We start from the raw sequence: 25,777 nt of genomic DNA, 5'->3' as shown, positions 1-25,777 counted from the left end.
CCCTGCCAAACGGCAGGGCTCCTATCCTCACGATCACAAGGCCGCTACTCGACCTTCAGGCCGGCGAACTCGACGACCTTCTTCCACTTCTCGGTCTCGGCCTTGATCTCCTCGCCAAACGCCTCGGGGGTCTGCACCCGCGGCTCGCCGCCGAGCTCGACCAGACGCTTGGCCATGTCGGGCTCCTTGATCACCGCGTTGACCTCAGCGTTGAGCTTGGCGATGATCTCCTTCGGCGTGTTCTTCGGCGCGCCCATGCCGAACAGTGCGCTGGCCTCATAGCCCTTGACGGTGTCGGCGATCGGCTGCACGTCAGGCAGCTGCGCCGAGCGTTCCGTGGTGGTGACGCCGATGGCGCGAAGCGAGCCGGAGCGGATGTGCTGGATGATCGAAGGCATGTTGTCGAAGATCACCTGCACCTGGCCGGCGAGCATGTCGGTGATCGCGGGCGCGGCGCCGCGATAGGGCACGTGCTGCATCTTGCAGCCGGTCATGGCCATGAACATCTCGCCGGACAGATGCACCGAGGTGCCGTTGCCGGACGAGGCCATGTTGACCTTGCCCGGATTGGCCTTCACGTATTCGATGAACTCGGCGACGTTCTTGGCCGGCACGTCCTTGTTGACGGTCATCACGTTCGGCACGCGTTGGAACGAGGCGACCGGCGCCATGTCGCGCACGAAGTTGAACTTCAGATTGGTGTAGAGCGAGGCGTTGATGTAGTTGGCCGGATTGACCAGCTGCAGCGTGTAGCCGTCGGGCTCGGCATTGATGACCGATTCGGTGGCGATGTTGTTGCCGGCACCCGGCTTGTTCTCGATCACGAATTGCTGGCCGAGCTTTTCCGACAGGCGCTGGCCGATCAGCCGCGCCAGAATGTCGGTGGCCCCGCCCGGCGGATAGCCGACCACCCATTTCACCGGGCGGGCCGGATAATCGGCGGCAAAAGCCTTCGACAGCGGGGTGGCTGCAAGCGGACTGGCGGCGAGCAGGCCCAGCGCGGTACGGCGAGTGATCATCTCAAGGGTTCTCCCAACGTGTTGTTCTTGAAGCCAGATTGCTTGAACCCGGCGTCGGTGGGGTTGTAACAAAGCTTGCGGAGCGCGGAAAGTGCACGGGGCGCATCACGACGAAAGGATAAGACATGCCTGTTAAAGTCGAGGCCCTCGATCATCTCGTAATCAACGTCGCCGATGTCGCGGCCAGCGCGGAGTGGTACCGCAGAATTCTCGGCATGGAAGTCAAGGTGTTCGATCCCGGCGGCGGCAAAGCGCCGCGGACTTCGCTTCGCTTTGGTAACCAGAAGATCAACGTCCGGCCGCGCGACGCCGACAAGGTGGAGTGGTTTACCGCCGACCAGGCGACCGCCGGCAGCGAGGACCTCTGCTTCCTCACCTCCGCCGCGCCCGACGAGGTGGTGGCGCATTTGCAGGCACACGGCATCGCGATCGAGGAAGGCCCGGTTCCCAAGCAGGGTGCGCGCGGCACGCTGCGCTCGGTCTATTGCCGGGATCCGGACGGCAGCCTGATCGAGATCTCGTCGTACGGGGATTGAGGAGAGAGTGCGCGCGTCTCACAAGGTACGATGCACTCATCCCGATTTGCGCCCGGCGCCGTCCGATGGCAGGAAGACGCAATCATCAGAAGACAGCCGCCATCAAGATGCAGGCTGCACGGGGAGGATCCATGCCACTTCAACAGACCGCAGCCGGGATCGTCGGCCCATTCGACGGGCTCGACGTGCCCTGGCTCTTGAGGATGCGCGCCGAGGTCCGGCGTGACCATCCGTTCCTGATCTGGGCGCCGTTCGATGCGCCGGCGCAGCGCTGGAGCTATGGCGAATTTCACGAGCGGGTCGGCGCGCTCGCGGCAGGGCTGGCACGGCGCGGCGTCAAGCCGGGCGAATATGTGCTCATTCATCTGGATAATTGCATCGAAGCGCTGCTCGCCTGGTTTGCCTGTGTCGAGTTAGGAGCCATTGCGGTCACCACCAACACCCGCTCGGCGCCGGCCGAGATCGCGTATTTTGCCGATCATTGCGGCGCGGTCGCCGCGATCACGCAGCCAGCCTATGCGGAGATTGTCGCGCAGAACTGCCGCAACATAAGCTGGATGGCAGTGACCTCGCATGATGCGGGCGCAGCGCCCGCGCACGGCGTCTCGCGCGGCGACAGTTTTGAATCCCTGTTCGCCGACAGTGCCGACCGCCCCAGGCGCGTGGCCGATCCGCTGGCGCCGTGCAGCGTGCAGTACACCTCGGGCACGACCTCGCGCCCCAAGGCCGTGCTGTGGACCCATGCCAACGCGCTGTGGGGCGCCAAGATCAACGCCGCGCACGAGGACCTGCACGCCAGCGACGTGCACCAGACCTATCTGCCGCTGTTCCACACCAATGCCCTCGCCTACTCCATGCTGGCAACGCTGTGGGTCGGCGCCACCTGCGTGATCCAGCCGCGCTTCTCCGCGAGCCGGTTCTGGGGCGTCGCGCGCGAGCACGGCGCGACCTGGACCTCGACGATTCCGTTCTGCATGAAGGCGCTGCTCGAGCAGGAGATCCCGAGAGATCACAAATTCCGCCTGTGGGGCACCGCGATCAACGAGCCGCCGGCCTTTGCCGCCTTCGGGATCAAGATGATCGGCTGGTGGGGCATGACCGAGACCATCACCCACGGCATCGTCGGCGAGGTCGACCAGCCCAACATACCGATGTCGATCGGCCGCGCGGCGCCGGAATATGAAATCCGCATCACCGACGACGAGGGACGGCCGACCGAGGTCGGCGACACCGGCAATCTCGCGATCAAGGGCATCCCCGGCCTGTCGCTGTTCGCCGAATATCTGCACAACGAGAAAGCGACGCGCGAGAGCTTTGACGCGCACGGCTTCTTCCTCACCGGCGACCGCGTCGAGCGACTCGCGAACGGCACCATCAAGTTCGGCGACCGCGCCAAGGACATGCTGAAGGTCGGCGGCGAGAACGTCGCGGCCTCCGAGATCGAGCAGGTGATTGCGCTGGTGCCGGGCGTGCGCGAGGCCGCCGTGGTGGCGAAGTCGCATCCGATGCTGGACGAGGTACCGGTCGTCTTCATCATCCCGCAAGGCGGCGTCGCCGGTGCTGCGCCAGATCTGCACGCGCGCGTCATGGAAGCCTGCCGCAAGGGCCTTGCCGACTTCAAGGTGCCGCGCGAGATCAGGCTCGTCGACGACATGCCGCGCTCGACGCTGGAGAAGGTGGCGAAGGCGGAGCTGAGGAAGATGTTGGGGTGAGATGTCGCCAAACGGCACACTGCCGTAGGGTGGGCAAAGGCGCGTCAGCGCCGTGCCCACGTTCCTGGAGAGGTGGGCACGCTTCGCTTTGCCCACCCTACGGCAGCGGAGAACGTCGCGTTAGAACGACCCCAGCGCCACAGGCCTGAACGCCTGCAGCAGCTGCTGATCGAGCTTGCCGCCCATGCCTTCCATCATCCCGAACGCACGGGAATGCGTGAAGGGCATGCGGTAAGCGCGTTTCTCGACCAGCGCGGCATAAATGTCGACGATCGTCGTCAAACGGACGATGTCGCTGATCTGGTTCGACGACAGGCCGTTCGGATAGCCGGAGCCGTCGAGGAATTCGTGGTGATGCAGCACGACGTCGAGCATCTCCGGCGGGAAGCCGCCTTGCGCTGCGAGCGCGTCATAGCCGCGGCGCGGATGCTGGCGGACCTCGGCCATCTCCTCGTCGGTGAGCTTGCCGGGCTTGTCGAGCAGCGCGGAGGGAACGAAGGCCTTGCCGACATCGTGCAGCAGCGCAGCGCGGGTCAACCGGCGCTGGTCGTCCTCGCGCATGCCGAGGTGCTGCGCGAAGGAGACGGCGAAGCCGGTGACGAACAGGCAGTGCCGGTAGCTGCCGACATGGTGGCAGCCCACCGTGGTGAGCCATTCGCGCAGCGAGGAGTGCTTGATCGCCTTCAGGATCTTGCTCTCGGCGGCGATCACGTCGTCGAAGGTCAGGGGCACGCCGAGCGGCAGCTTCTCGAACATCTTCGCCAGCACCGCGTGCGCCGCCTCGACGCCGCGGTTGAGCGTCTTGCCGCGGTCGGTCGCGTCATAGGCGGCGGTGTCCGGGAAGGCGGCGCGGATGCGCTGAAGGATGGCGTCCGCCTGGAGCGGCCGCGAGATCGTGTCGGTGGCGCCCAGCGCCCAGGCCTGCATGGTGCCGTGATGCAGGGCATCGGCAAGCACGAACAGCCGCGGCATCGAACGATAGGCGTCGCCGCGCAGCTTGTTGCGCACCCGCTGCACGCTCTCGGGCGAGCGCAGGTTGATATCGACCACGAGGCCGGAGAGATCGCGTGAGGGCTGCTCGGGAATGCCCTGCGTCGTCACCGTCGAGACATCGCCGACCGCCTTCAGGATACTGGCGAGCTCGGTGCTCTCGTCGCTCCGATCGGAGGCGAGCAGAAGCCGGCGTTTGGCGGCGGTTTTGGCTGAGGCGTTCATGACTTCCCCAAAGCACGGGATTGGATTTGGCGTCAGCCTAAGCCGGATCAGGTTCTCCGGCCCTTAAGAGGCGTGCTCAATGGAACCTTGTGGAATTAGGCGCAATTTTACGGATTTCCGTTCCGGAAGGGGAACGGCAAAAATCGCGAAAACAACCCCATGCACAGTAGAAGGGGCATTGAAAGATAAGGGGAATTTTGAGTGCGCTCCCCCCGCTGTCATCGCCCGGCTTGCCGCCTTCGCTGAAGCTTCGGCGCGCCGAGCCACTCGTGTGAGCCTCGGCGGAGCCGGGACAGGGCGACCCAGTACGCCGAGGCGGTGCGGCCGGAACCGAGAAGCCGCGACGTACTGGATGCCCCGCCTTCGCGGGCATGACATCGAGATTGGGGAGACAGCCACCAAAACAAATCCGCCGGAGGTTGCCCTCCGGCGGATCGTCTCGTTCTGCAATCGCGCTCGGCTTACGCCTTCATGCTCGCCTTCACGGCCTCCGCCGTGATCGGCAGTGCCCGCACGCGGGCGCCTGAGGCGTTGAAGATGGCGTTGCCGATGGCGGGGGCGACCACGGTGACCGCGGGCTCGCCGACGCCGGTGGCCTTCTCGCCATTGGCGATCACGGTAACCGCGACCTCGGGCATCTGGCTCATGCGCAAGGGCGTGTAGCTATCGAAATTGGTCTGCTCGATGCCACCGTCCTTCAGCGTCGCCTTCTCGTACATCGCCAGCGACAGGCCCCACAGCGCCGCGCCCTCGACCTGGGCGCGGATGTTGTCGGGATGCACCTGCGTGCCGACGTCGGTTGCGACCGTGAGCTTCTTCACGGTGACCGCACCCGACGGCGCCACCGCGACATGGGCGACGCACGCCGTCCAGCTCGCAGTCGCGCGCTCCTGCGACGAGACGCAGGCGACCCCCATGCCCTCGCCTTTCGGCAATGGCCTGGTGCCGTAGCCCGACAGTCCCATCGCGGCGAGCAGTGTGTTGCGCAGCCGCTGCGCGCCGCCGTCGTTCTTGCCGGCGCCGTCGAGCAGCGAGACGCGGAACTGCGCGGGATCCTTGCCCGTGGCAGCCGCGATCTCGTCGATCATGCTTTCGACCGCCCAGAAGGTCCAACCCGGCGCCACCGAGCGGAGCTGGCCGGACGGCGTGGCATTGTGCGCGAGCTCGTTCTTGATCGCGCGCACATAATGGTTGGGCACGGTGTAGAAGAAGTCCGCGCCGTTGACCGTGAAGCTGTCGAGCGGACCCTTCTTGTCGACCGAGGGCGTCAGGAAATCGGGGATTCCCCAGCGCGCGGTCGGCCAGGCCGAGACCACGTCGTGGCTGAGCGCGACGAGCTTGCCGTCGCCGTCCACGCCGGCCTTGACCTTTTGGTAGGTGAGCGGACGCGAGAAATCCATCGTCATGTCGTTCTCGCGCGAGTAGATCACCTTGACCGGCTTGCCGACAGCCTTCGCCGCCTGCACCGCGGGAATCATCATGTCGGCATCGAGCCGGCGGCCAAAGCCGCCGCCGAGCCAATGCTGATGCATGACGACGAACTTCGGATCGATCCCGGCCGCACCCGCAGCGATCGCGCCGGAGCGCGTCGCGAACTGGTTGCCGGAATAGATGTGCAGGATGTCGCCCTTGAACTCCGCAGTGGCGTTCATCGGCTCCAGCGGCGCGTGGATGTTGATGCTGGTGGTGTACTCGGCTTCCACCACCTTGGCCGCCGAACCGAAGGCCGCGTTCGGATCGCCGTCCTTGACGAAGAACTGGCCGGAATCCTCCAGGCCCTGAAGCCGCTTGGCCTCGTCCAGCAGCGACTGGCTCGACAGTTTTGCGTTCGGACCGCCGTCATAGGCGATCTTCAGCGCATCCGCCGCCTTGCGCGCGTTGGCGTAGGTGCTGGCGACCGCGACGACCCAGCCGGAGGTGGTTCCGGTCTTGTCGTCGAGGATGACGGCCTTCATGAAGCCGGGCACCTTCTTGGCGTCGCTGTCGTCGACCGACTTCACCGTGGCGCCGAAGCGTACCGGCGGGGTCACCACCTTGCCGTAGGCCATGCCCGGCAACATCACGTCGATGCCGTACTTGGCCGTGCCGTTGGTCTTGGAGGGGATGTCGAGCTGCGGCACCGACACGCCGATCATGGTGTATTGGTCCGGCGTCTTCAGCTTGATCGACTTCAACTCGTCCGGCGTGAAGGTTTTCGTCGCCTTGCCGCTCTTGACGATCTCGGCAAAGGTCATCTGCTTCTTCGACTTCGGATGCGAGATCACGGAGTCGCGGACCACGAGCTGGTCCTTGAAGTAGGGCGGCAGTCCCATGGCGGCGGCGGCGGCCTCCGTCAACGCGATGCGGCCGGCCGCACCCGCCCGGCTCATCGCCTCGAAGTTCATCATGGTCGACCAGCTGCCGCCGGTGATCTGCGCGCCGAGCACAGGATCGTTGAACTTCGGATCGTTGGAGGCGAGCTGCACGCGCATGTCGCTCCATTTCGCGCCCAACTCCTCGCAGACGATCTGGGCCATGGTGGAGGCGATGTGCTGGCCCATGTCGGCCTTGCCGCAGGTCACGGTGACGAGACCATCCGGTGCGATCGCGTACCAGACGCTCGGCTCGAAATTCGCGGGAGCCGCGGCCGAGGCTGAATCGATGCCGGGCACGCCGGCATAGCCGAGCACGAGGCCGCTTGCGGCGGTGCCGACGAGGAAGGAGCGGCGGCTGAGATCGGTCGTCGCGGGAGTGACGTTCTTGACGTGCCGATTCATGTGGGCCTCCGTTCGGTGGAGGTGGCGGATGCGGTGCGCATCTCGGATGCGGCGCGCATGATCGCCTTCTGGATCCGCGAATAGGTCATGCAGCGGCAGAGATTGCCGTCCATATGCGCGACGACCTCTTCCTTGGTCGGATTGGGATTCTTCGACAGCAGCGAGGCCGCCTGCATGATCTGCCCGGACTGGCAGTAGCCGCATTGCGGCACCTGCTCGGCAACCCACGCCTTCTGCAAGGGATGATCGCCCTTGGCGGAGAGGCCTTCGATGGTGGTGATCTTCTTGCCGGCGACATCACTGAGCATGGTCTGGCACGAGCGCACGGCTTCGCCGTTGACGTGCACGGTGCAGGCCCCGCACAACCCGGCACCGCAGCCGAACTTGGTGCCGGTCATCTGCAATTGCTCGCGGATTGCCCAGAGGAGCGGCGTGTCGTTCGCCGCATCCACGGACAGATTCCGCCCGTTGATGGTGAGAGTTGGCATAGGCGTCTTCCCCTGCCGGTGCATGAAGCCGCTTACGGCGGCAACTTGAATGGCGGACGCCCACCGGGCTGGCGTCAGCCTTGGCCGCGAGCATGATCGGGTTCGGGTGCCGTGGCAAATGCAATTTGGAACGAGTCGAAAAAACCGTTTCTAGACTTGCTCGTTGTGCGCCGCGCCAACGACGCCGACGCAGCGACTGGACACAATAGCGCGTGCGTCAGACATGCGTGCCATCGCGTTCAGGCAGTTTCTTCCAGGTAACTTGGCGACGTAGAATGCAGCCAACCGCGAACCTTACCCTCCCCTGAAGGGGGAGGGTGAAACACTGAGATCGCGGCTAGAACAAAAAGAATGGGGCGGAAGCAATGCCAAAGATCAATCGTGCCGGTGTCAACATCTATTACGAGGTCCACGGCAACGGTCCGCCATTGCTGCTCACCCACGGCTATTCCTCGACGTCGGCGATGTGGCATGGGCAGGTCGATGCGCTCGCGAAGGATCACACGCTGATCCTGTGGGACATGCGCGGCCACGGCCAGTCCGATTATCCCGATGATCCCAACGCCTATAGCGAAGCGCTGACGGTCGGCGATATGGCGGCGATCCTCGACGCGGTCGGCGCTGAGCGTGCCATCATCGGCGGCCTCTCGCTCGGCGGCTACATGTCGCTCGCGTTCTATCGCACCTATCCGCAAGCCGCCCGTGCGCTGCTGATCATCGATACCGGGCCCGGATTCAAGAAGGACGACGCCCGCGAGGCCTGGAACGCGCGGGCGCTCGGCACCGCCGACAAGCTCGATCGCGATGGTCTCGACATGCTGAAGTCGGCGACGCGCGAGCGCGCTACCGCCAGCCATCGCAACGCCAGGGGGTTGGCGCTCGCCGCACGCGGCATGCTGACCCAGCGGGATGCGCGCGTGATCGAGCTGCTGCCCGACATCAAGGTGCCCTGCCTGATCGTGGTCGGCGCCGACGACACGCCGTTCCTCGCCGCGTCCGATTACATGGCCGCAAAAATCCCGGGCGCACAAAAGGCCGTGATCCCCGCGGCCGGCCACGCCGTCAACATCGATCAGCCCAAGGCTTTTGTTGACGCGGTCGTGCCTTTCCTGAAGAACTTGCCGGCCTAGGCTAGGCAATGAGGACGTCGACCATGATGCGAGCGATCTTCGCGGCGGGCGCAACGGCGGCGCTGTTGTCGGCAGCGCAGGCCGAACCGTTCGGCACAGTGCCGCCGCGCCAGCCCTTCGTCACGACCTTGTCGAACAACACGCCGCTCGCCTTCGGCATGGATGCCGAGCAGACCGCGCGCGCCCTTGGGCAGCCGCTGCAATATGTGCGCGGGCGTCCCGGCAACGAGATCTATCTCGCGCTTCGCAACATCGGCGGCAGCGGCTTGATCCCCTATCGCCACCGCCTGTTCCTGCAATTCCGTCATGGACGGCTGGCAGGATGGAAGGAGGATTACGGCGAGAACTGGATGTGGGAATAGGTGCGGCCTCTCATCCTGAGGAGCTTGCGCAGCAAGCGTCTCGAAGGATGAAAGGCCCCCGCCGCTGCATCCCGGCCTTGCATCCTTCGGGACGCGCGCGAAGAGCGCGCTCCTCAGGATGAGGGAAGAGAGTGAATTTCCGTGACAACCAAGAAGGACAACCCGCGTGGGACAAGACATCAAGCTGACGGCCTCCGACAATTTCCAGTTTGGCGCCTATCGCGCCGATCCCGGTGGCACGCCGAAGGGCGCGGTGGTGGTGATCCAGGAGATCTTTGGCGTCAATCACCACATCCGCTCGGTCTGCGACCGCCTCGCCGGGGAAGGCTATGTCGCGATCGCGCCCTCGATCTTCGACCGGACCGCGCCGGGCTTCCAGTCGGGCTATTCGCCCGATGAGGTCGCCGAAGCGCGCAAGTTCGTCGCCAGCCCCGATTGGGCCGCGATGCTGCGCGACACCCAGGCCGCGATCGATGCGGTGAAGAGCGTGGGCCCGGTGGGCATCATCGGCTTTTGCTTGGGCGGCAGCATCGCCTTTGTCGCGGCGACGCGGCTGTCGGGACTGAAGGCTGCGATCGGCTATTACGGCGGCGCGGTCGTGCGCTTCGCCGACGAGACGCCGAAGGTGCCGACGCAACTGCATTTCGGCGAGAAGGATGCGGGCATCCCCTTGACCGACGTCGAGACCATCAAGTCGAAGCGGCCGGACGTGGAGGTGTTCGTCTATCCGGGCGCCCAGCACGGCTTCCATTGCGACGAGCGCGCGAGCTACGACAAGGCCAGCGCCGACATCGCCTGGCCGCGCAGCATGGACTTTTTCGCGAAGCATTTGAAATAGGGACGAACTCTCTCCACAAGGAGTGACAACCACGCTGCGTCCGCTCGCGGAAATCGGGTGGCCGCATCCTGCCGCCCGGAGATAGAGCTGGCCAATCAAGCCAACTCACGCCGGGAGATCGCCATGCAGCAAGACATCACGCACCTCGTCATCCGCAATCCGTTCGGAACCATGGATGTCCCCTCACCCGATGATTCCGAGGTGATGGATTATGCCGCGACGGCCAGGCTGGCTGGCGACGCCGCGGACGGCAATGCGGCGGCGTGGACAGCGACCGTGGCGCCATCCGATCCGCTCGAAGGCAGCTGGGCGAGCCGCTGGAATGGCGGCGCCGATCCGACCATCGCCGGCGACGCCGCGGAGAAGTGGAAACAAGGGCGCGCGGAAGTGCGCATCACGGGCAGCCGGATCTATCTGCGCTTCGACTGGGACAATGGCCGCCGGCACGGTCTGATCGACGCCGCGCGCGAGGGCGCGGATCGGCTGGTCGGAAAATATATCAACCTGACCACGCCGGCGATCACACGGCCATGGGTCGGGCGCGTGGTCGACGCTAACAGGATCGACGGGTGCTTTCCGGAGGGGCGGCTGGATTTCAGGCGGTGAGCTAGAACCAGCGCTCGCCGACGAACACGGTGTCGCCGGGATTCAAGGGAGTGCCGAGCGGCACCACGGCGCGCATGGAGCCGCCGTTCTCGGTGTGCGTGATGGTGACCACGTCGCGTTTGGCGCGGGGCGAGAAGCCGCCGGCGATCGCGACCGCGCTCTCGACCGTCATGTTCGGCACGTACGGATATTGGCCGGGCGCGGTGACTTCGCCGAGAATGAAGAACGGGCGATAGGCCTCGATCTCGACCGCGACCGAGGGCTCGCGGATGTAACCATTGCGCAAGCGCGCGGCGATCTCGCCGGCAAGGCCCGCCGTGGTGCGGCCGCGGGCCGGCACCGCGCCGATCAGCGGCATGGTGATGGAGCCGCCCGCATCGATGGCGTAGCTGTTGGTGAGACCTTCCTGGCCGTAGACCACGACGCGGAGCTTGTCGCCGGCGTCGAGATGGTAGGAGGCGTCGTAGCGCACCGGCGCCATCGGCGCGGCGTAACCGACCGGCATGGGTGCGGGCGAAGAGGCAAAGGAATTGCGCAGCGCGCCGATGGCGCCGCCGCCGTCGGCGACGACAACCGGTTGCGGCGCATTGTAGGGCTGGCCATAGGCCATGGAATCGAGATCGGCGCGGGGCTGCATCACCGCGACGGGGCCGGCGGTCTGCATGCAGCCGCCAAGGGTCAGCGCGGCGGACGCTGCCAGGGACGCTGCCAAGATCGACCATCGAAACGCGCGTGCAACCGGCACCGGACCAATCCCTCGAAACGAGACGGCTTAAGTGATGCACCGGTTATGGTTAATAAAGCGTTGAGCGGGGCGGCTGTGACCGTCGCACCCTCCCCTGGAGGGGGAGGGTCGATCGCGCGCAGCGCGAGCGGGGTGGGGTGATCTCTCCACTCGGGCGCTGCTGGATGTGGAGAGACTGTCACCCCACCCCGCTACGCATTCCGCTTCGCTGCATGCGTAGCGACCCTCCCCCTCCAGGGGAGGGTAAGCAAGATACGCCGTGCCGCTTACGCGCTCACACCGACGCCGATCGGGCAGGACACGCCGGTGCCCCCTAAGCCGCAATAGCCGGCGGGATTCTTCGCCAGATATTGCTGATGATAGTCCTCGGCGAAATAGAATTCGCCTGATGGCGCGATCTCGGTGGTGATGGCACCGAGGCCCTTGGCTGCGAGCGCCTTCTGATAGAGCGCCTTCGACTCATCGGCCGCCTTCTTCTGCGCATCGGAATAGGTATAGATCGCGCTACGATATTGCGTGCCGATATCGTTGCCCTGACGCATGCCCTGCGTCGGGTTGTGGCTCTCCCAGAACGTCTTCAGCAGCGTCTCGTAAGAAATCCTGTTCGGATCGAACACGACCAGCACCACTTCGGTGTGACCGGTGCGTCCCGAGCAGGTCTCTTCATAGGTCGGGTTCGGCGTGTGGCCGCCGGCATAGCCGACGGCGGTGGTGTAGATGCCATCGTCGAGCTGCCAGAACTTGCGCTCGGCGCCCCAGAAGCAGCCGAGCCCGAACACGGCCTGCTCGAGGCCGGCGGGATAAGGCGGCTTGAGCTTGCTGCCGTTGACGAAATGGAAGGTCGCGGTCGGAATGGCTTGCGCACGGCCGGGCAGCGCCTCGGCTGCGCTCGGCAACGCGGTGGTCTTGCGCATGAACAGCATGATTGGATCTCCGCAGACGAGCCGTCCGTCGCCCGAGCCAGATGTTCAGGCGGCGTGCTCGCGATCAGGTGGGAATATAGGGATCTACGCTGGCGTGGGCAGCCTTGTTACGCCGCGCGGCTGGCGAGCGCTCAATCCCGGCGGGAATTGAGGATCAATCCCGGGGGGGAAGATCAATCCCGGGAATAGCCGATCAGCGGTTTCCGCGGCCGGAACAGGATCATCAGCAGGATGCCGAGAATGCCGAGGACGGCGAACACCGGCTGATCCAGCAGCAGGCGGATCACCGAGGTCCAGAGCCAGGGCGCCTTGGCCTCGACCCAGGTGCGGAATGCCGCTTGGCTGGCCTGATTGATGTCGTTCCAGAACTGGCCGAACCGGGTGAATCTGAGGGTCTGGTCGGCCACCCAGCGGGCACCGTCATAGACCATGAAGATGAACCCGCCAGCGAGCAGCAACAGCCCAATCAGTCGGAAAAAACCGCGGATCATGCCTCACCTTATATGGTCGTCCGAACGGAGGAGCCGACAAAACGCCGCCAGCCAATAGCCGGGAGACGGCAGAAATTCAACCTCTTCAGGGCGTTACGACGCCCCTGGAAGGCCCCGGGGGCCGCTTTTCCAGCCTGGAAAGCGTTGACGGTGCCGAAGACCCTCTCTATAAGGGCGCCAACTGGCGGCGGGCGCAATCCTGCCGCCGCTGTTCTTTGAGCAGTTGCAGGCTCCTTGAGCTTAGAGCTCTTTGCGGCCTCATGTTCCGGGGACAGCCCAGCAACCGAACACCCTAAATCCGAGCGTCGATTCCGCGGTCAAGCAAGCCGGCGCTACCCGACCAAGACGCGACCGGTACCCGCAAAGGATATTGAGACCATGGCCAATACCACTTCCGCCAAGAAAGCGACGCGCAAGATCGCCCGCCGCACCGCCGTCAACAAGTCGCGCCGCACCCAGATGCGCGGTGCCGTGCGTAACGTCGAAGAAGCCATCGCGACCGGCGACCGCGCCGCTGCCGTGAAGGCGCTGGCGAATGCCGAGCCCGCCTTGATGCGCGCCGCCCAGCGCAACATCATTCACAAGAACAACGCCAGCCGCAAAGTCTCGCGCCTCACCGCGCAGATCGCCAAGCTCGCCAAGTAACGAGCCAGGTAACGGCGAACCAATCGGTCGGCCGATCCGATCGAACATCGCATGCGTCAAACAGCCCGGCATCGCGCCGGGCTTTTTTGTTGCCCGTCATATTCACGCAACCGGTCACGCCACAGTCGATCTTCGATCGGAAGGTTTGCACCGCCTGCGCTATTCTTCGTTCCGTAGTTCTACCTGCCGGTAACTTGCAACAGTGGAAACTTTCACCGCGTTGCAAAAACCCCTGTGCTGCGGGGCTAAGATGAATTCGCGCGCGCAAGAGTTCTGCACACCGTAGATTCACCGGAACGCGCACGGCTTGGAGTTACCCTGTGAAACGAGACTCAAAAAGCGATGTCTCGCTAATCACTTATCGACATAGCGACCGCAAGCATTTGGAAAATTCGCCGACACGTCCGGCGCGTGACGAATTTGTAAAAATTTTTTTAGCAGTGACGGAGAATTGTCACATGATGCCCGGCATTCTCGATTCTGTGCACGAATCCAAAAACTTGCTTCCGAGCCTGTGAACAACTCCCGCGCGGCGTTAACCGAGGTCAAGTTTTTTGACGCCTCAAGTGTGAATCAATTTCGTTGCGAGTCTTTCCGCATAGTGTATTCCTTAAGTCGTCAGCGGCGCCCACGATCTTCAGACCAGCGCGGTTTAGGAAACGGGGCGAGCGTGCAAATCGGCGGCGGTGTGCACGTAGGCGACGCTTCAAAAAGCGAATGTCGGATCAAAAACCCATAGCAATATGGGAATGGTATCTCTTTGTCTGAATGTCTCCTAGCGGGATCTTGCGTATCCCGATCTCGCGAGGCGCACGGACATCGCAAAGTTACCCCGACACGAGCGATGGCGAAGCCGAGCGGACGAGCAGTGCAGACGGGCAGGGGCATCAGCGATTTTCGTCGCGGGCGTCTTCAGAAGCAGGACCTTGTCGTGAGCGATCACGGCAGGACGGGGAGGTATCATGTCCTACGGATTCAACGCGGTATTGACACAAGTTCCATCGTTCAACGATGCCGTCTCCGATCCGTCCTGCGTTCAGCCTCCCACATGCGAGAGCGCGTCGAGTACGCGCTGACCTCGCGAACTCTCCATCTCCGACATCGCTGATCTGACCTGCGGCGTTTGCGCCGAACGGTCGAGCTATGCCTGACGATGGACTCGCTTGAGGTCGCGCCATGACAGGAAACCCTGCTTGGCGCTCACCACGCAACCTTATCTCTCAAGAGAAGTTTTCTGACGATGACAATGGAACAGGATCGCTGGTCACGCGTGAAGGGTCGGCTGCGCTCGAGCGTTGGCGAAGACGTTTACACGAGCTGGTTTGCGCGCATGGATCTGGAAGGCGTGCAGGAGGAGAGCGTGCGGCTCTCGGTGCCGACCCGGTTCCTGAAGAGCTGGATTCAGGCTCATTATGCCGAGCGCGTGCTGTCGTGCTGGCAGGCCGAGATGCCGGAAGTGCATCGCATCGATCTCACGGTGCGTTCGGCCGTGCGCCCGGTGATACAGCCGAAGGAAGCCCCCGCGCCGGTCGAGACGCGACGCACGCCCACGCCGGAGCTGCGCTCGACCGCGACCGCGCCGGTGTCGGCCAATCATGATGCGCTCGGCGGCTCGCCGCTCGACCCGCGCCTGACCTTCGCGAGCTTCGTCGTCGGCCGTTCCAACACGCTGGCGCATGCGGCCGCGCGCCAGGTCGCCGAAGGTCGCCGCGGCGACCCCGTGATGTTCAACCCGCTCTACATCCATGCCGGCGTCGGCCTCGGCAAGACGCACCTGCTCCAGGCGGTGACCTGGGCCGGCAATTCCGGCAACGAGCGCAAGGTGCTGTATCTCACCGCAGAGAAATTCATGTACGGCTTCGTCGCCGCGCTGAAGACGCAGACGGCGCTGGCCTTCAAGGAAGCGCTGCGCGGCATCGACGTGCTGGTGATCGACGATCTGCAGTTCCTGCAGGGCAAGTCGACCCAGGCCGAGTTCTGTCACACGCTGAACGCGCTGATCGACGCCGGCCGCCAGGTCGTGATCGCGGCCGACCGGCCGCCGTCCGATCTCGAAAGCCTCGACGACCGCGTCCGCTCGCGGCTCGCCGGCGGCCTCGTGGTCGAGATGGGCTCGCTCGGCGAAGAGCTGCGCCACGGCATCCTCAAGTCGCGCGTCGCCGCGGCCCGCGCCCATCATGCGACCTTCGAGGTGCCGGAGGAGGTGCTGCATTATCTGGCGCGCACCATCACCCATAATGGCCGCGACCTCGAAGGCGCGATCAACCGCCTGCTGGCGCACTCGAAGCTCAACAACCGGCCGGTGACGCTGGAGATGGCCGAGCACGAGGTGCGCGACCTGGTCCGGCCGCAGGAGCCGAAGCGGATCAAGATCGAGGACATCCAGCGCGTGGTGGCGCGGCAGTATAATGTCAGCCGCTCCGACCTGCTCTCCTCCCGCCGCACCGCCAATGTGGTGCGCCCGCGCCAGGTGGCGATGTATCTCGCCAAGACGCTGACCCTGCGCTCGCTCCCCGAGATCGGCCGCCGCTTCGGCGGGCGCGACCACACCACGGTGCTGCACGCCGTGCGCAAGATCGAGTCCCTGGTCTCCAAGGACACCGCACTGTCAGAGGAAGTGGAGTCGCTGAAGCGCCAGCTTCAGGAATAAACGCCTAAGGCGCTCCTGCCATTCTCCCGCCGCCCCGGCCATGCCTGGGCGGCGGCTTTCGTTTGGGCGGTAAATCGTGGGAATCGTGCGGAACTGGCCCCCGATCCCTTGAATCCGGGGGCCATCCGAGCCACCTTGCGCGACCCTGGCGGCTTTGGTCATATCGGTTGGATGGCCCTGACCTGCCGGGGTCATCGGTGCCGCGGCGGGGCTTTTCGACCGCCCGGCTGCTTCATTTTGGGGATCGGGCGAGTAGTGCAATGAAGGTTACGGTCGAACGCGCGCAACTCCTGAAGTCACTGGGCCACGTCCACCGCGTGGTCGAGCGCCGCAACACGATTCCGATCCTCGGCAACGTGCTGGTCCGGGCCGAGAACGCCAAATTGTCGCTGAAGGCGACCGACCTCGACCTCGAGGTGACGGAGACGCTGCCGGCGGAAACCGCGACCGCGGGCTCCACCACCGTGCCGGCGCACATGTTCTACGACATCGTGCGCAAGCTGCCGGACGGCTCGCAGATCGTGCTGGAGGCCGACGGCGACCGCGCCGTGCTGGCGATCCGCGCCGGCCGCTCGCGCTTCACGCTGCAGACCCTGCCGGAGAATGATTTCCCGGATCTGGCCGCCGGCGACATGTCGCACTCCTTCTCGCTGGCTGCCAAGGACGTCAAGCGGCTGATCGACCGCACCCAGTTCGCGATCTCCACCGAGGAGACCCGCTATTATCTCAACGGCATCTACCTGCACGCCGCCGGCACGCCCAAGGCCGCGACCTTACGCGGCGTCGCCACCGACGGTCACCGCCTCGCCCAGCTCGATTTGGTGCAGCCCAAGGGCGCCGAGGGCATGCCCGGCGTGATCGTGCCGCGCAAGACCGTCGGCGAGGTGCAGCGCCTGATCGAGGACACCGACGCCGAGATGACGATCGAGCTGTCGCAGGCAAAAATCCGCTTTACGATCGGCAATGTCGTGCTGACCTCGAAACTGATCGACGGCACCTTCCCCGACTACGGCCGCGTCATCCCGCAGGGCAACGACAAGGAGCTCGTCGTCGACAAGAAGGACTTTGAGAACGCGGTCGACCGCGTCTCGACGATCTCGAGCGAGCGCGGCCGGGCGGTGAAGTTGTCGCTGTCGCCCGGCAAGCTGGTGCTGTCGGTGACCAATCCGGATTCCGGCAGCGCCACCGAAGAGCTGGAAGTCGAATACGCCTCCGACGCCCTCGATATCGGCTTCAACTCGCGCTATTTGCTCGACATCGCCGCCCAGATCGAAGGCGACGTCGCAACACTCAGGCTCGCCGATCCCGGCTCCCCGACCCTGGTCCAAGACCGCGACGACAAGAGCGCGCTGTATGTACTGATGCCGATGCGGGTGTGAGGGACGCTCTCTCGAGCCATCCATCGGAGCCGTAGGGTGGGCAAAGCTTGCGCCGTAGCTCGAAGAGCGAAGGCGAAAGCGTGCCCACCATGCAGCAGCGGCGACCGCGGCGGGACGTGGGCACGGCGCGCGAAGAGCGCACCTTTGCCCACCCTACGGCATGCTCCCGCAAAGGGAGACCGCGCGTCCATGACGAATAGAACATGACCCCCTCCCGCATTCATCGCCTGACGCTGACGCATTTTCGCAATTATCGGGCGGCGGGGCTCGAGACGGCGGCTGACATGGTGGCGCTGGTAGGGCCGAACGGGGCGGGCAAGACCAATTGCATCGAGGCGATCTCGTTTCTGTCGCCCGGACGCGGCTTGCGGAGGGCGACGCTGGAAGACGTCGCCGACAACCAGGGCGACGGATCCTGGGCCGTCTCGGCGCAGGTCGAGGGCGCGCTGGGGCTGGCCACGCTCGGCACCGGCATCGATGCGCCGCGGCCCGACAGCGCGGTGAGCCGGCGCTGCCGCATCGACCGCGAGCCGGTGGGGTCCGCGACGGCCTTCGGCGACCATATCCGCATGGTGTGGCTGACGCCGGCGATGGACGGGCTGTTCATGGGCGCGGGCTCGGAGCGGCGGCGTTTCTTCGACCGCCTGGTGCTGGCGATCGACAATGAGCATTCGAGCCGCATCAACGCGCTGGAACGCTCGCTGCGCTCGCGCAACCGCCTGCTCGAAACCCGCAATTACGACGACCATTGGTGCGACGCCATCGAGCGCGAGACCGCGGAGCTTGCCGTCGCGGTCGCGGCAACGCGCGGCCAGACCGCGGCAAGGCTCACCGGCATGCTCAATGCGCGTGCGCAGGCCTCCGCCTTTCCCTCGGCGCAGATCGCACTCGACGGCTGGATGGAGAACGCGCTGCTGACCGAGACGGCGACGTCGGTCGAGGATCGCTACCGCCAGATCCTGCGCGACAACCGGCCGCGCGATGCAATCGCCGGCCGCACCACCGACGGTCCGCATCTCACCGATCTCCAGGTGATCTATGCGCCGAAGAGCATGCCCGCGCGTGATGCGTCCACAGGCGAGCAGAAGGCGCTGCTGATCGGCCTCGTGCTGGCGCATGCGAGCCTGGTCGCCGAGATGACCGGCATCGTGCCGCTGCTGCTGCTCGACGAGGTCGTCGCCCATCTCGATCCTAGCAGGCGCGCCGCGCTGTTCGACGAGCTGCGCAAGCTCGGCGCGCAAGTGTGGCTGACCGGCGCGGACCCGGCGGCCTTCACCGAGATCGGCGCTGGAGGCGAAGTCTTCGACGTCGAGAGCGGACAGGTCTCGTCTCGACGCTAGGCCTCCGGGTTGAACCCGCCCTGTTCCATCAGCGACTAGCTGTCTGAAGCGGCGCCGACGGTGTCGCCGTTGTGCAATCGCGCAGGATTTTTCACGCGCGCGATGCTTGGAGCATAGGCATGACGACGGTAAGGCATGGGGCAACAGCTCCCGCGCGATGGCAACTTCTTGCATGCGGCCTCGCCCTGTTCGCGAGCTGCCTGCTCGCGGCAAGCGCCGGCGCCTGGGTATCGAATTTGTCGCCGCTGTTCTCAATCGCGCTCACGCCGGATCCCGATGCGCGGCTGCCCGCGCCGACCCGCTACCTCTATCGAGGCACCCACACGACCGTCATGCCCGGCGTCGAAGCCCCGCTCCGCACAAGTCTCGATACCACCGTGCCCGCAGAGCTCGGCGACGTCCTCAGCTTCTATCGCACGGAGCTCGGAAAGCTTGGCTGGCAGGAGGAGCCGGATGGCGCGGTGATCGCAACCGATCACGCCCAGCTCGCCTTCGCCTCCCCGCTGGGGCCGGCCGCGCTGCAGCTCGCCCGCAAGGACAGCAGCACCTCGATCCATCTCGTGCAGAAGAACGCCGATGCGGCGACCCGGGCCAATATCATGCCCGAACCCGGCCAGGCGAAACTGGTGTTCAGCAACATCAGCGGGAGGGACGCGGCGCTCACGATCAACGCACGAACCGTCAAGCGCGCCGCCGGCGCCAATGCGGTATCGCTGGACCTGGCGCCCGGCAAGTATTCCTACGAACTGAGCGGGCCGGACCATTCAGCCACCACGAACGTCCTCACCCTTGCCGCCGGCGATGCCTGGGAGCTCACGATCGGACGCGACGGAGACGCCTGGCCGCCGCTCCAGCTGTATTGAGCCATGCCTGCCTGATCAGGTCCATGACGCCGCTCGTACGCCGTCCGTTGAACCTCTCCGGTTCCCATCGCGACTTCTCGTCTGAGGCCGCGCGCCGAGGTGTCGCGGCCTGCCCATGCGCGGGGCGACGGCCCGCGCAACACCCAGGAGTTTGACGATGCGGATGATCCCGCTTGGGGCGCAAGTCCCGGCAAGATGGCTGCTGCTTGCCTGCGGCGTTCTCGCGATGGCGAGCACGTCGTATCCCGCGGACGCGGCAGACGACAGCTTCGTCGACGTCCATACGCTGCCGCGGCTGGACGGCGCGGTGGAGGATACTTCGCGCCCCGACACCTATCGCGTCATCTACACCGTCCCGACCGCCCTTGCCGCCACGTCCGACGCCACGAAGAAGCTGCTGAGCGCCGACGGCTGGGTGCCCTATGTGTATCCGCTGGACGAGAAGAGTGCCGCGCTGACCTTCAAGAAAGGACGGCAGGGGCTGCGCGTCTCCTTCACACAGGCACGCGGGCGCTCCGACCAATCCGCCGTGTTCTACACGCCGAACCGGATCTATGCGAACGTGCCGTTCCCGGACGGCGCAACCGATCTCGTGTTCGACGAGACCCGACCCTATCTCGGCTGCATCGCGCCCGGTGCGTTAGAGGCGACCTCCGAGTTCTTTGCGAAGGACATGGCGGCCATGGGATGGCGCAAGCTCACGCCTGAAACGTCCTCGCGCTGGCCGAACGCCGATCTTGACGGGACCGTCCCGAACGGCGTGCGCGTCTTTTACGACCACCCCGATCGCGACGCGACGCACATCTACCAGAAGCCGGTGATGTTGACCCTGACACGACGCGACGACGGCCGCACCAATGTCGACATCCGGCTGGCGCCGTTCGCGCTGCCCCAAGAGCTCGAGGCCGACGATGACATGGCGGGCTTGCCGCGGCCGAAGCCGACCAAATCGGCGAGAGGCCTCGGCAGCGCGAGCTCCAACAAGCGCGAGATGTCGGCCGCCGCGATGGCCGAGCTGCCCGCCGTGCTCGCGTTCTATCACCGCGAGTTCGCCGCGCGTGGCTGGCGGGAAGATGGCAATGCGCCGCTCGCGCCCGGCGACGAGATCGCGATCAAGGTCTCATCGGCGGAGGAAACCGGCGTGCTGCGGCTCGGCCGCAAATATGATTTCACGATGATCAGCCTGACCGCGCAGGTGAAGGACTCCGCACTTGCGGCCCGGGCCAAGGCGAAGAAGGAGGCCGACGAGAGATTTCTCGGCGATGCCTTGGGGGCGGCTCAGCAGCTCATTGCCGCCGACGAGGCCAGGCGCAAGACACAGGCCGCCTCCCTGTCGGATGCGCCGCTCACTCCGCTCGCGGGCAGCAACACGCCGGTGCCGCTGCCCGAAAACGCCGAAGGCGTGAAATTCGAGGGCGACGACGGCCATCTCGAATTCTCCTCCGCCTCGAGCGTCAAGGCGCTCACCGCGTTCTATCGCGCGTCGCTCAAGCCCGCCGGCTGGAAGGAGCAGCCCTCCGTCATCAACCAGCCCAACATGGCGGTGATGGAATTCTCCAAGAGCGGCAAATCGATCTCGATGACCGTGATGCAGATGGGTCCGAAGGTGAGCGTGCGCGCCGACGGATCGGGGCTCGTGATGGCCGCCGCGAAGCCGGCGGCCACCGCGGACGTGCAGGCCAAATCCTCCGAGCCGCTCAAGCCCGACCCTGAATCCCAGCTCCCCGTGCCGACGCAGCGGTCCTCGACCTCGCTCGCCACCACCAAAATGCCGGGTAGCGAGATGCCGTTCCGCCGCGAGCTGGCAGCCAGCATCCCTGCCCCGCTCGGCGATGTCCTGGCCTTCTACCGGGCCGAGCTTTCCAAGCTCGGCTGGCAGGAAAAGGCCGACGACGCCACCGTGTCCGCCGAACGCGCGCAGATCGACTTCACCTCGCCGCAAGGCCCGGCCGTGCTCAAGCTCGGCCGCGCCAAGGGCGAGACCACGGTCAGCCTGGCGCAGAAGAATCCGGATGCCGCTGTGAAGGCCGACATCATGCCGAAGCCCGGCCAGGCCAGGCTGATGCTCGGCAATATCGGGGCGAAGGAAGCCTCGCTGACCATCAACAAGCAGACGGTGAAGATCGCGGCCGGCGCCGGCGGTCCGCAATCGCCGAGAGGCCCGATGCTCGACCTGCCGCCGGGCACCTACCAGTACGCCCTGCGCATGCCCGGGCGCCCGGCCCACACCGAGCACCTCACCGTCGCTGCCGGTGACGCCTGGGGCCTGCTGGTGGGGCCGAGCGGCGACGTACTGCCGTTGCAAATGTATTGACCCCGCTTGCGCCTGTAACGACCAGGTTGAACCTGTGCGGTTCGTGGGCCGACTAGTCGTCGAGAGGCGGCGGCGACCGTGTCGCAGCCGCCTCTCGCGCGAAGATCGCGGCATTCCTGGAGAGTAGGCATGACGACGGTAAGGCGCGGGACGAAGGTCCCGGCACGGTGGTGGCTATTGATGTGCGGCCTCCCTCTTCTTGCAGCTTGTTCGCAGGAGCCGCTTACCGCAGCAGATTCCCACGCCGACATGCCCGTGCCGACGCGAGCCAGCCACGCAAGCTTCAGCACCGCGCACGCGTCCGGCATCGAAATCCCGTTCCGGCTCGAGCTCAAAGCCCATGTGCCCGCAGAACTCAGCGACGTACTGGCCTTCTATCGCGCGGAACTCGGAAAGCGCGGCTGGCAGGAGAAGCCTGATGGCGCAATGGTCGCCGCCGATCACGCGCTGCTCGTCTTCGCCTCGCCGAAGGGGCCGGGCATGCTGACGCTCGACCGCGCCAAGGGCGAGACCACGGTCGACCTCGTGCAGCGAAATACGGAGGTCGTGGCCAAGGCAAACTTCCTGCCGATAGCAGGACACGCGCGGCTGATCTTCGGCTATCTCGTACCTGACGTGGCCTCGCTCACGATCAACGACCAGACCATCGAGATCGCGGGCGGCGTCAACCATCCACAAGTGCTGGATCTGCCGCCCGGCACGTACTCCTACGCGCTACGCGTGTCGGGTCACATGGTGCACACCGACACCATCACTTTGGCCGCAGGCGAGGCTTGGTCCCTCAGGTTGAGTGACGACAGCAAGTCGGACCAGATCTACTGAACCCAGGCTTCTTCCGGAACACCACGGCGCCGCCTCGGAACAGGCCTGCGCGCGCCCGCAAAAACCCCGCCTCAGGGGGCCCAAAAGAGGCCTCGAATCGGGCTTTTGGCCAGCCTCGGAATCGGCCTTCGAACGCCTTGAAAACCGGCCTAAAAACCCCATTTAGTCAAAGGGTTGACGGAAGATACTTTGCGCTAGGCGCAGGCCCTCTTTCGTGGCACAAATAGCTCGCAAATCAGCGCCTTTTGCGCCGCTGATTCGGGCGACATCTCGAAGGCCTCTCATGACAGAACCTGCTCGGCAGCCCGCTGCCGAAAACGAGCCCTCCACCGCGAGCGATTACGGCGCGGAATCGATCCGCGTGCTCAAAGGTCTCGATGCCGTCCGCAAGCGCCCGGGCATGTATATCGGCGACACCGACGACGGCTCCGGCCTGCACCACATGGTCTACGAAGTCGTCGACAACGCGATCGACGAGGCGCTGGCGGGCCACGCCACGCGCGTCGACGTCGTGCTCAATGCCGACAATTCCGTCACCGTGCGCGACGACGGCCGCGGCATCCCCGTCGACATCCACAAGGGCGAAGGCATCTCGGCGGCCGAGGTCATCATGACCCAGCTGCACGCCGGCGGAAAGTTCGACCAGAACTCCTACAAGGTCTCCGGCGGCCTGCACGGCGTCGGCGTCTCCGTCGTCAACGCGCTGTCGAGCAAGCTCGGCTTGCGCATCTGGCGCGACAGCAAGGAGCACTACATCGAGTTCGCCCATGGCGATGCCGTCGCACCGCTGGTGGTGGTCGGCGACGCGCCGGGCAAGCGCGGCACCGAGGTGACGTTCCTCGCCTCGACCGAGACCTTCAAGAACATCGAATATGATTTCGCGACGCTCGAGCATCGGCTGCGCGAGCTCGCCTTTCTCAATTCCGGCGTCAACATCGCCCTCTCCGACATGCGTCACGCGGTCGAGAAGCGCGAGGAGATGCACTATTCCGGCGGCGTCGAGGAATTCGTCAAATATCTCGACCGCAACAAGAAGGCGATCGTGCCGGCGCCGATCATGGTGCGCGCGGAAGCCAACGGCATCGGCGTCGAGGCGGCGTTGTGGTGGAACGACAGCTACCACGAGAACGTGCTGTGCTTCACCAACAACATCCCGCAGCGCGACGGCGGCACCCATCTCGCCGGTTTCCGCGGCGCGCTGACGCGCCAGGTCAACGGCTATGCAGAGGCCAATGCGAAAAAGGAAAAGATCGCGCTGACCGGCGACGACTGCCGCGAAGGCCTCACCGCCGTGCTGTCGGTGAAGGTGCCCGATCCAAAGTTCTCGTCGCAGACCAAGGACAAGCTGGTGTCCTCGGAAGTGCGTCCCGTGGTCGAGAACGTCCTCAACGAGGCGCTCCAGGCCTGGTTCGAGGAGCACCCGAGCGAAGCCAAGATGATCGTCGGCAAGGTGATCCAGGCCGCCGCCGCGCGTGAGGCCGCGCGAAAAGCCCGCGAGCTGACGCGCAAGAGCCCGCTCTCGGTCTCCTCGCTGCCCGGCAAGCTCGCCGACTGCCAGGAGAAGGATCCGGCCAAATCCGAGCTCTTCATCGTCGAGGGTGACTCGGCAGGCGGCAGCGCCAAGCAGGGCCGCAACCGCGAATTCCAGGCGGTGCTGCCGCTGCGCGGCAAGATCCTCAACGTCGAACGCGTCCGCCCCGACAAGATGCTGTCGTCGGAGCAGATCGGCACGCTGATCACCGCGCTCGGCACCGGCATCAGCGACGAATTCTCGGTCGAGAAGCTGCGCTATCACAAGATCATCGTGATGACGGACGCCGACGTCGACGGCGCCCACATCCGCACGCTGCTGCTGACCTTCTTCTACCGGCAGATGCGCGACATCATCGACGGCGGCTATCTCTACATCGCCCAGCCGCCGCTCTATAAGGTTTCCCGCGGCAAGTCCGAGCAGTATCTGAAGGACGAACGGGCGCTGGAAGACTATCTGATCGATGCCGGCTTGGATGACTGCGTCTACATTCCCGGCACCGGCGGCGACCGCACCGGCCGCGATTTGCGCTCGCTGGTCGAGGACGCCCGCGTGGTCCGCAGCATCCTGCGCAACCTGCACAGCCGCTATAACCGCAAGGTGATCGAGCAGGCCGCCATCACCGGCGTGCTGAACAAATCGATCTACGGCAATCCCGAGAACGCCGCGGCCGCCGCCCAATACATTGCGAGCCGGCTGGACAATCAGGCCGAAGAGGTCGAGCGCGGCTGGATCGGGCAATACGTGGAAGGCCAGGGCTTCCTGTTCGAGCGCACCGTGCGCGGCGTCAAGGAAGCCGCTGTGATCGACGATGCCTTCCTGGGCTCGGCCGAAGCCCGCAAGCTCGACGAGTACACGACGAAGCTGCAGGACGTCTACGCCCGCTCCGGCAAGCTGCGTCGCAAGGATACCGAGCACATGGTCCATGGCCCGGTCGACCTGTTCGAGGCGGTGACCGAGGCCGGCCGCAAGGGCATCTCGCTGCAGCGCTACAAAGGTCTCGGCGAGATGAACCCGGAGCAGCTCTGGGAGACGACGCTGGACACCGACGTGCGCTCGCTGCTGCAGGTGAAGGTCAAGGAGGTCGACGAGGCCGACGACATCTTCACCAAGCTGATGGGCGACGTGGTCGAACCGCGCCGCGACTTCATCCAGGAACATTCGCTCAGCGCGACGATCGATATCTGAGGTTTGCTTCGCCTCTCCCGCTTGCGGGAGAGGCCGACGCGCTCGCAGAGCGCGGCGGGTGAGGGCTTTCGCCACGCGGAGATATTCTCGGTAAATTCGACGATCCCGCTGCGGAAGCACCCCCACCCCAGCCCTTCCCCGCAAGCGGGAGAGGGAGCGCACCACCTTCACCGCAACACCACCACCTGAACCTCCCCACCTGCCATCGCGACAAAATGACGTAG

General features: G+C 65.2%; 21 protein-coding genes. 14 read left to right on the top strand and 7 right to left on the bottom strand.

What is annotated here, in order from left to right; all coding sequences use genetic code 11:
* Nucleotides 1-44: 44 nt before the first annotated feature.
* On the bottom strand, nucleotides 45-1,019 hold the full coding sequence (locus tag GGD66_RS27360; protein ID WP_018319479.1) for a tripartite tricarboxylate transporter substrate binding protein: 975 nt from the start codon (nucleotides 1,017-1,019) through the stop codon (nucleotides 45-47).
* A gap of 125 nt (nucleotides 1,020-1,144) precedes the next feature.
* Here GGD66_RS27360 and GGD66_RS27355 point away from each other — a divergent pair, with 125 nt between their 5' ends.
* Together GGD66_RS27355 and GGD66_RS27350 are read left to right on the top strand one after the other, a co-directional pair.
* On the top strand, nucleotides 1,145-1,555 hold the full coding sequence (locus GGD66_RS27355; RefSeq protein ID WP_183259540.1) for a VOC family protein: 411 nt from the start codon (nucleotides 1,145-1,147) through the stop codon (nucleotides 1,553-1,555).
* A 131-nt stretch (nucleotides 1,556-1,686) separates the two neighbouring features.
* Entirely contained in the window at nucleotides 1,687-3,267 is a 1,581-nt protein-coding gene (locus GGD66_RS27350) for an AMP-binding protein (RefSeq protein ID WP_183259539.1), read from the top strand.
* Nucleotides 3,268-3,387: 120 nt separating this feature from the next.
* Here the strand turns inward: GGD66_RS27350 and GGD66_RS27345 are convergent, their stop codons facing one another.
* The 3 genes from GGD66_RS27345 to GGD66_RS27335 form a co-directional block, all read right to left on the bottom strand.
* Entirely contained in the window at nucleotides 3,388-4,482 is a 1,095-nt protein-coding gene (locus GGD66_RS27345) for an HD-GYP domain-containing protein (protein WP_092251531.1), read from the bottom strand.
* 461 nt (nucleotides 4,483-4,943) lie between these two features.
* Nucleotides 4,944-7,238 (bottom strand): molybdopterin cofactor-binding domain-containing protein, encoded by a 2,295-nt coding sequence (locus tag GGD66_RS27340; protein ID WP_183259538.1) that lies wholly within the window; start codon nucleotides 7,236-7,238, stop codon nucleotides 4,944-4,946.
* Nucleotides 7,235-7,726 carry a (2Fe-2S)-binding protein gene (locus GGD66_RS27335; RefSeq protein WP_183259537.1) on the bottom strand — a complete coding sequence of 164 codons (492 nt, stop codon included), beginning with the start codon at nucleotides 7,724-7,726 and terminating at the stop codon, nucleotides 7,235-7,237. The genes GGD66_RS27340 and GGD66_RS27335 overlap by 4 nt, the downstream gene beginning before the upstream one ends.
* 365 nt (nucleotides 7,727-8,091) lie before the next feature.
* Between GGD66_RS27335 and GGD66_RS27330 the strand changes: the two genes are divergently transcribed.
* From GGD66_RS27330 to GGD66_RS27315, 4 genes are all read left to right on the top strand, one after another.
* Nucleotides 8,092-8,856, top strand: coding sequence for an alpha/beta fold hydrolase (locus tag GGD66_RS27330; RefSeq protein WP_183259536.1), 765 nt, complete (start codon nucleotides 8,092-8,094; stop codon nucleotides 8,854-8,856).
* A 23-nt stretch (nucleotides 8,857-8,879) separates the two neighbouring features.
* Entirely contained in the window at nucleotides 8,880-9,218 is a 339-nt protein-coding gene (locus GGD66_RS27325; RefSeq protein WP_183259535.1) for a hypothetical protein, read from the top strand.
* 166 nt (nucleotides 9,219-9,384) lie between these two features.
* Nucleotides 9,385-10,056 (top strand): dienelactone hydrolase family protein, encoded by a 672-nt coding sequence (locus GGD66_RS27320; protein ID WP_183259534.1) that lies wholly within the window; start codon nucleotides 9,385-9,387, stop codon nucleotides 10,054-10,056.
* A gap of 123 nt (nucleotides 10,057-10,179) precedes the next feature.
* A complete protein-coding gene (locus GGD66_RS27315) occupies nucleotides 10,180-10,662 on the top strand; it encodes a hypothetical protein (RefSeq protein WP_183259533.1) in 483 nt (160 codons plus the stop codon).
* 1 nt (nucleotide 10,663) lies between these two features.
* Here GGD66_RS27315 and GGD66_RS27310 read toward each other — a convergent pair whose 3' ends face one another.
* The 3 genes from GGD66_RS27310 to GGD66_RS27300 all read right to left on the bottom strand — a co-directional run bounded on the left by GGD66_RS27310 (nucleotide 10,664) and on the right by GGD66_RS27300 (nucleotide 12,821).
* Nucleotides 10,664-11,407 (bottom strand): polysaccharide biosynthesis/export family protein, encoded by a 744-nt coding sequence (locus GGD66_RS27310; protein WP_018319469.1) that lies wholly within the window; start codon nucleotides 11,405-11,407, stop codon nucleotides 10,664-10,666.
* Between the two features lie 266 nt (nucleotides 11,408-11,673).
* Complete coding sequence (msrA, locus tag GGD66_RS27305) at nucleotides 11,674-12,330, bottom strand: peptide-methionine (S)-S-oxide reductase MsrA (protein WP_183259532.1); 657 nt, start codon at nucleotides 12,328-12,330, stop codon at nucleotides 11,674-11,676.
* A gap of 173 nt (nucleotides 12,331-12,503) precedes the next feature.
* Entirely contained in the window at nucleotides 12,504-12,821 is a 318-nt protein-coding gene (locus tag GGD66_RS27300) for a hypothetical protein (protein ID WP_018319467.1), read from the bottom strand.
* 378 nt (nucleotides 12,822-13,199) lie between these two features.
* Between GGD66_RS27300 and rpsT the strand changes: the two genes are divergently transcribed.
* From rpsT to gyrB, 8 genes are all read left to right on the top strand, one after another.
* Nucleotides 13,200-13,466, top strand: a complete 267-nt coding sequence (gene rpsT, locus GGD66_RS27295) for a 30S ribosomal protein S20 (protein WP_018319466.1) — start codon at nucleotides 13,200-13,202, stop codon at nucleotides 13,464-13,466.
* A gap of 1,240 nt (nucleotides 13,467-14,706) precedes the next feature.
* Entirely contained in the window at nucleotides 14,707-16,116 is a 1,410-nt protein-coding gene (dnaA, locus tag GGD66_RS27290; protein ID WP_026202184.1) for a chromosomal replication initiator protein DnaA, read from the top strand.
* Between the two features lie 260 nt (nucleotides 16,117-16,376).
* Complete coding sequence (gene dnaN, locus GGD66_RS27285; RefSeq protein ID WP_018319464.1) at nucleotides 16,377-17,495, top strand: DNA polymerase III subunit beta; 1,119 nt, start codon at nucleotides 16,377-16,379, stop codon at nucleotides 17,493-17,495.
* A gap of 203 nt (nucleotides 17,496-17,698) precedes the next feature.
* Nucleotides 17,699-18,835 carry a DNA replication/repair protein RecF gene (gene recF, locus GGD66_RS27280; protein ID WP_018319462.1) on the top strand — a complete coding sequence of 379 codons (1,137 nt, stop codon included), beginning with the start codon at nucleotides 17,699-17,701 and terminating at the stop codon, nucleotides 18,833-18,835.
* A gap of 119 nt (nucleotides 18,836-18,954) precedes the next feature.
* Nucleotides 18,955-19,698, top strand: coding sequence for a hypothetical protein (locus GGD66_RS27275; RefSeq protein WP_183259531.1), 744 nt, complete (start codon nucleotides 18,955-18,957; stop codon nucleotides 19,696-19,698).
* 157 nt (nucleotides 19,699-19,855) lie between these two features.
* On the top strand, nucleotides 19,856-22,012 hold the full coding sequence (locus GGD66_RS27270; protein ID WP_183259530.1) for a hypothetical protein: 2,157 nt from the start codon (nucleotides 19,856-19,858) through the stop codon (nucleotides 22,010-22,012).
* 249 nt (nucleotides 22,013-22,261) lie between these two features.
* Nucleotides 22,262-22,834, top strand: coding sequence for a hypothetical protein (locus tag GGD66_RS27265; RefSeq protein WP_092251524.1), 573 nt, complete (start codon nucleotides 22,262-22,264; stop codon nucleotides 22,832-22,834).
* A 283-nt stretch (nucleotides 22,835-23,117) separates the two neighbouring features.
* Complete coding sequence (gene gyrB / locus GGD66_RS27260) at nucleotides 23,118-25,553, top strand: DNA topoisomerase (ATP-hydrolyzing) subunit B (protein WP_183259529.1); 2,436 nt, start codon at nucleotides 23,118-23,120, stop codon at nucleotides 25,551-25,553.
* The last annotated feature ends 224 nt before the right edge of the window (nucleotides 25,554-25,777 follow it).

Source organism: Bradyrhizobium sp. CIR48 (assembly GCF_014198315.1).
Classification (GTDB): Bacteria; Pseudomonadota; Alphaproteobacteria; order Rhizobiales; family Xanthobacteraceae; genus Bradyrhizobium.
Note: the sequence above shows the minus strand (reverse complement) of the source record. Positions and strands in the feature narration are given on the sequence as shown.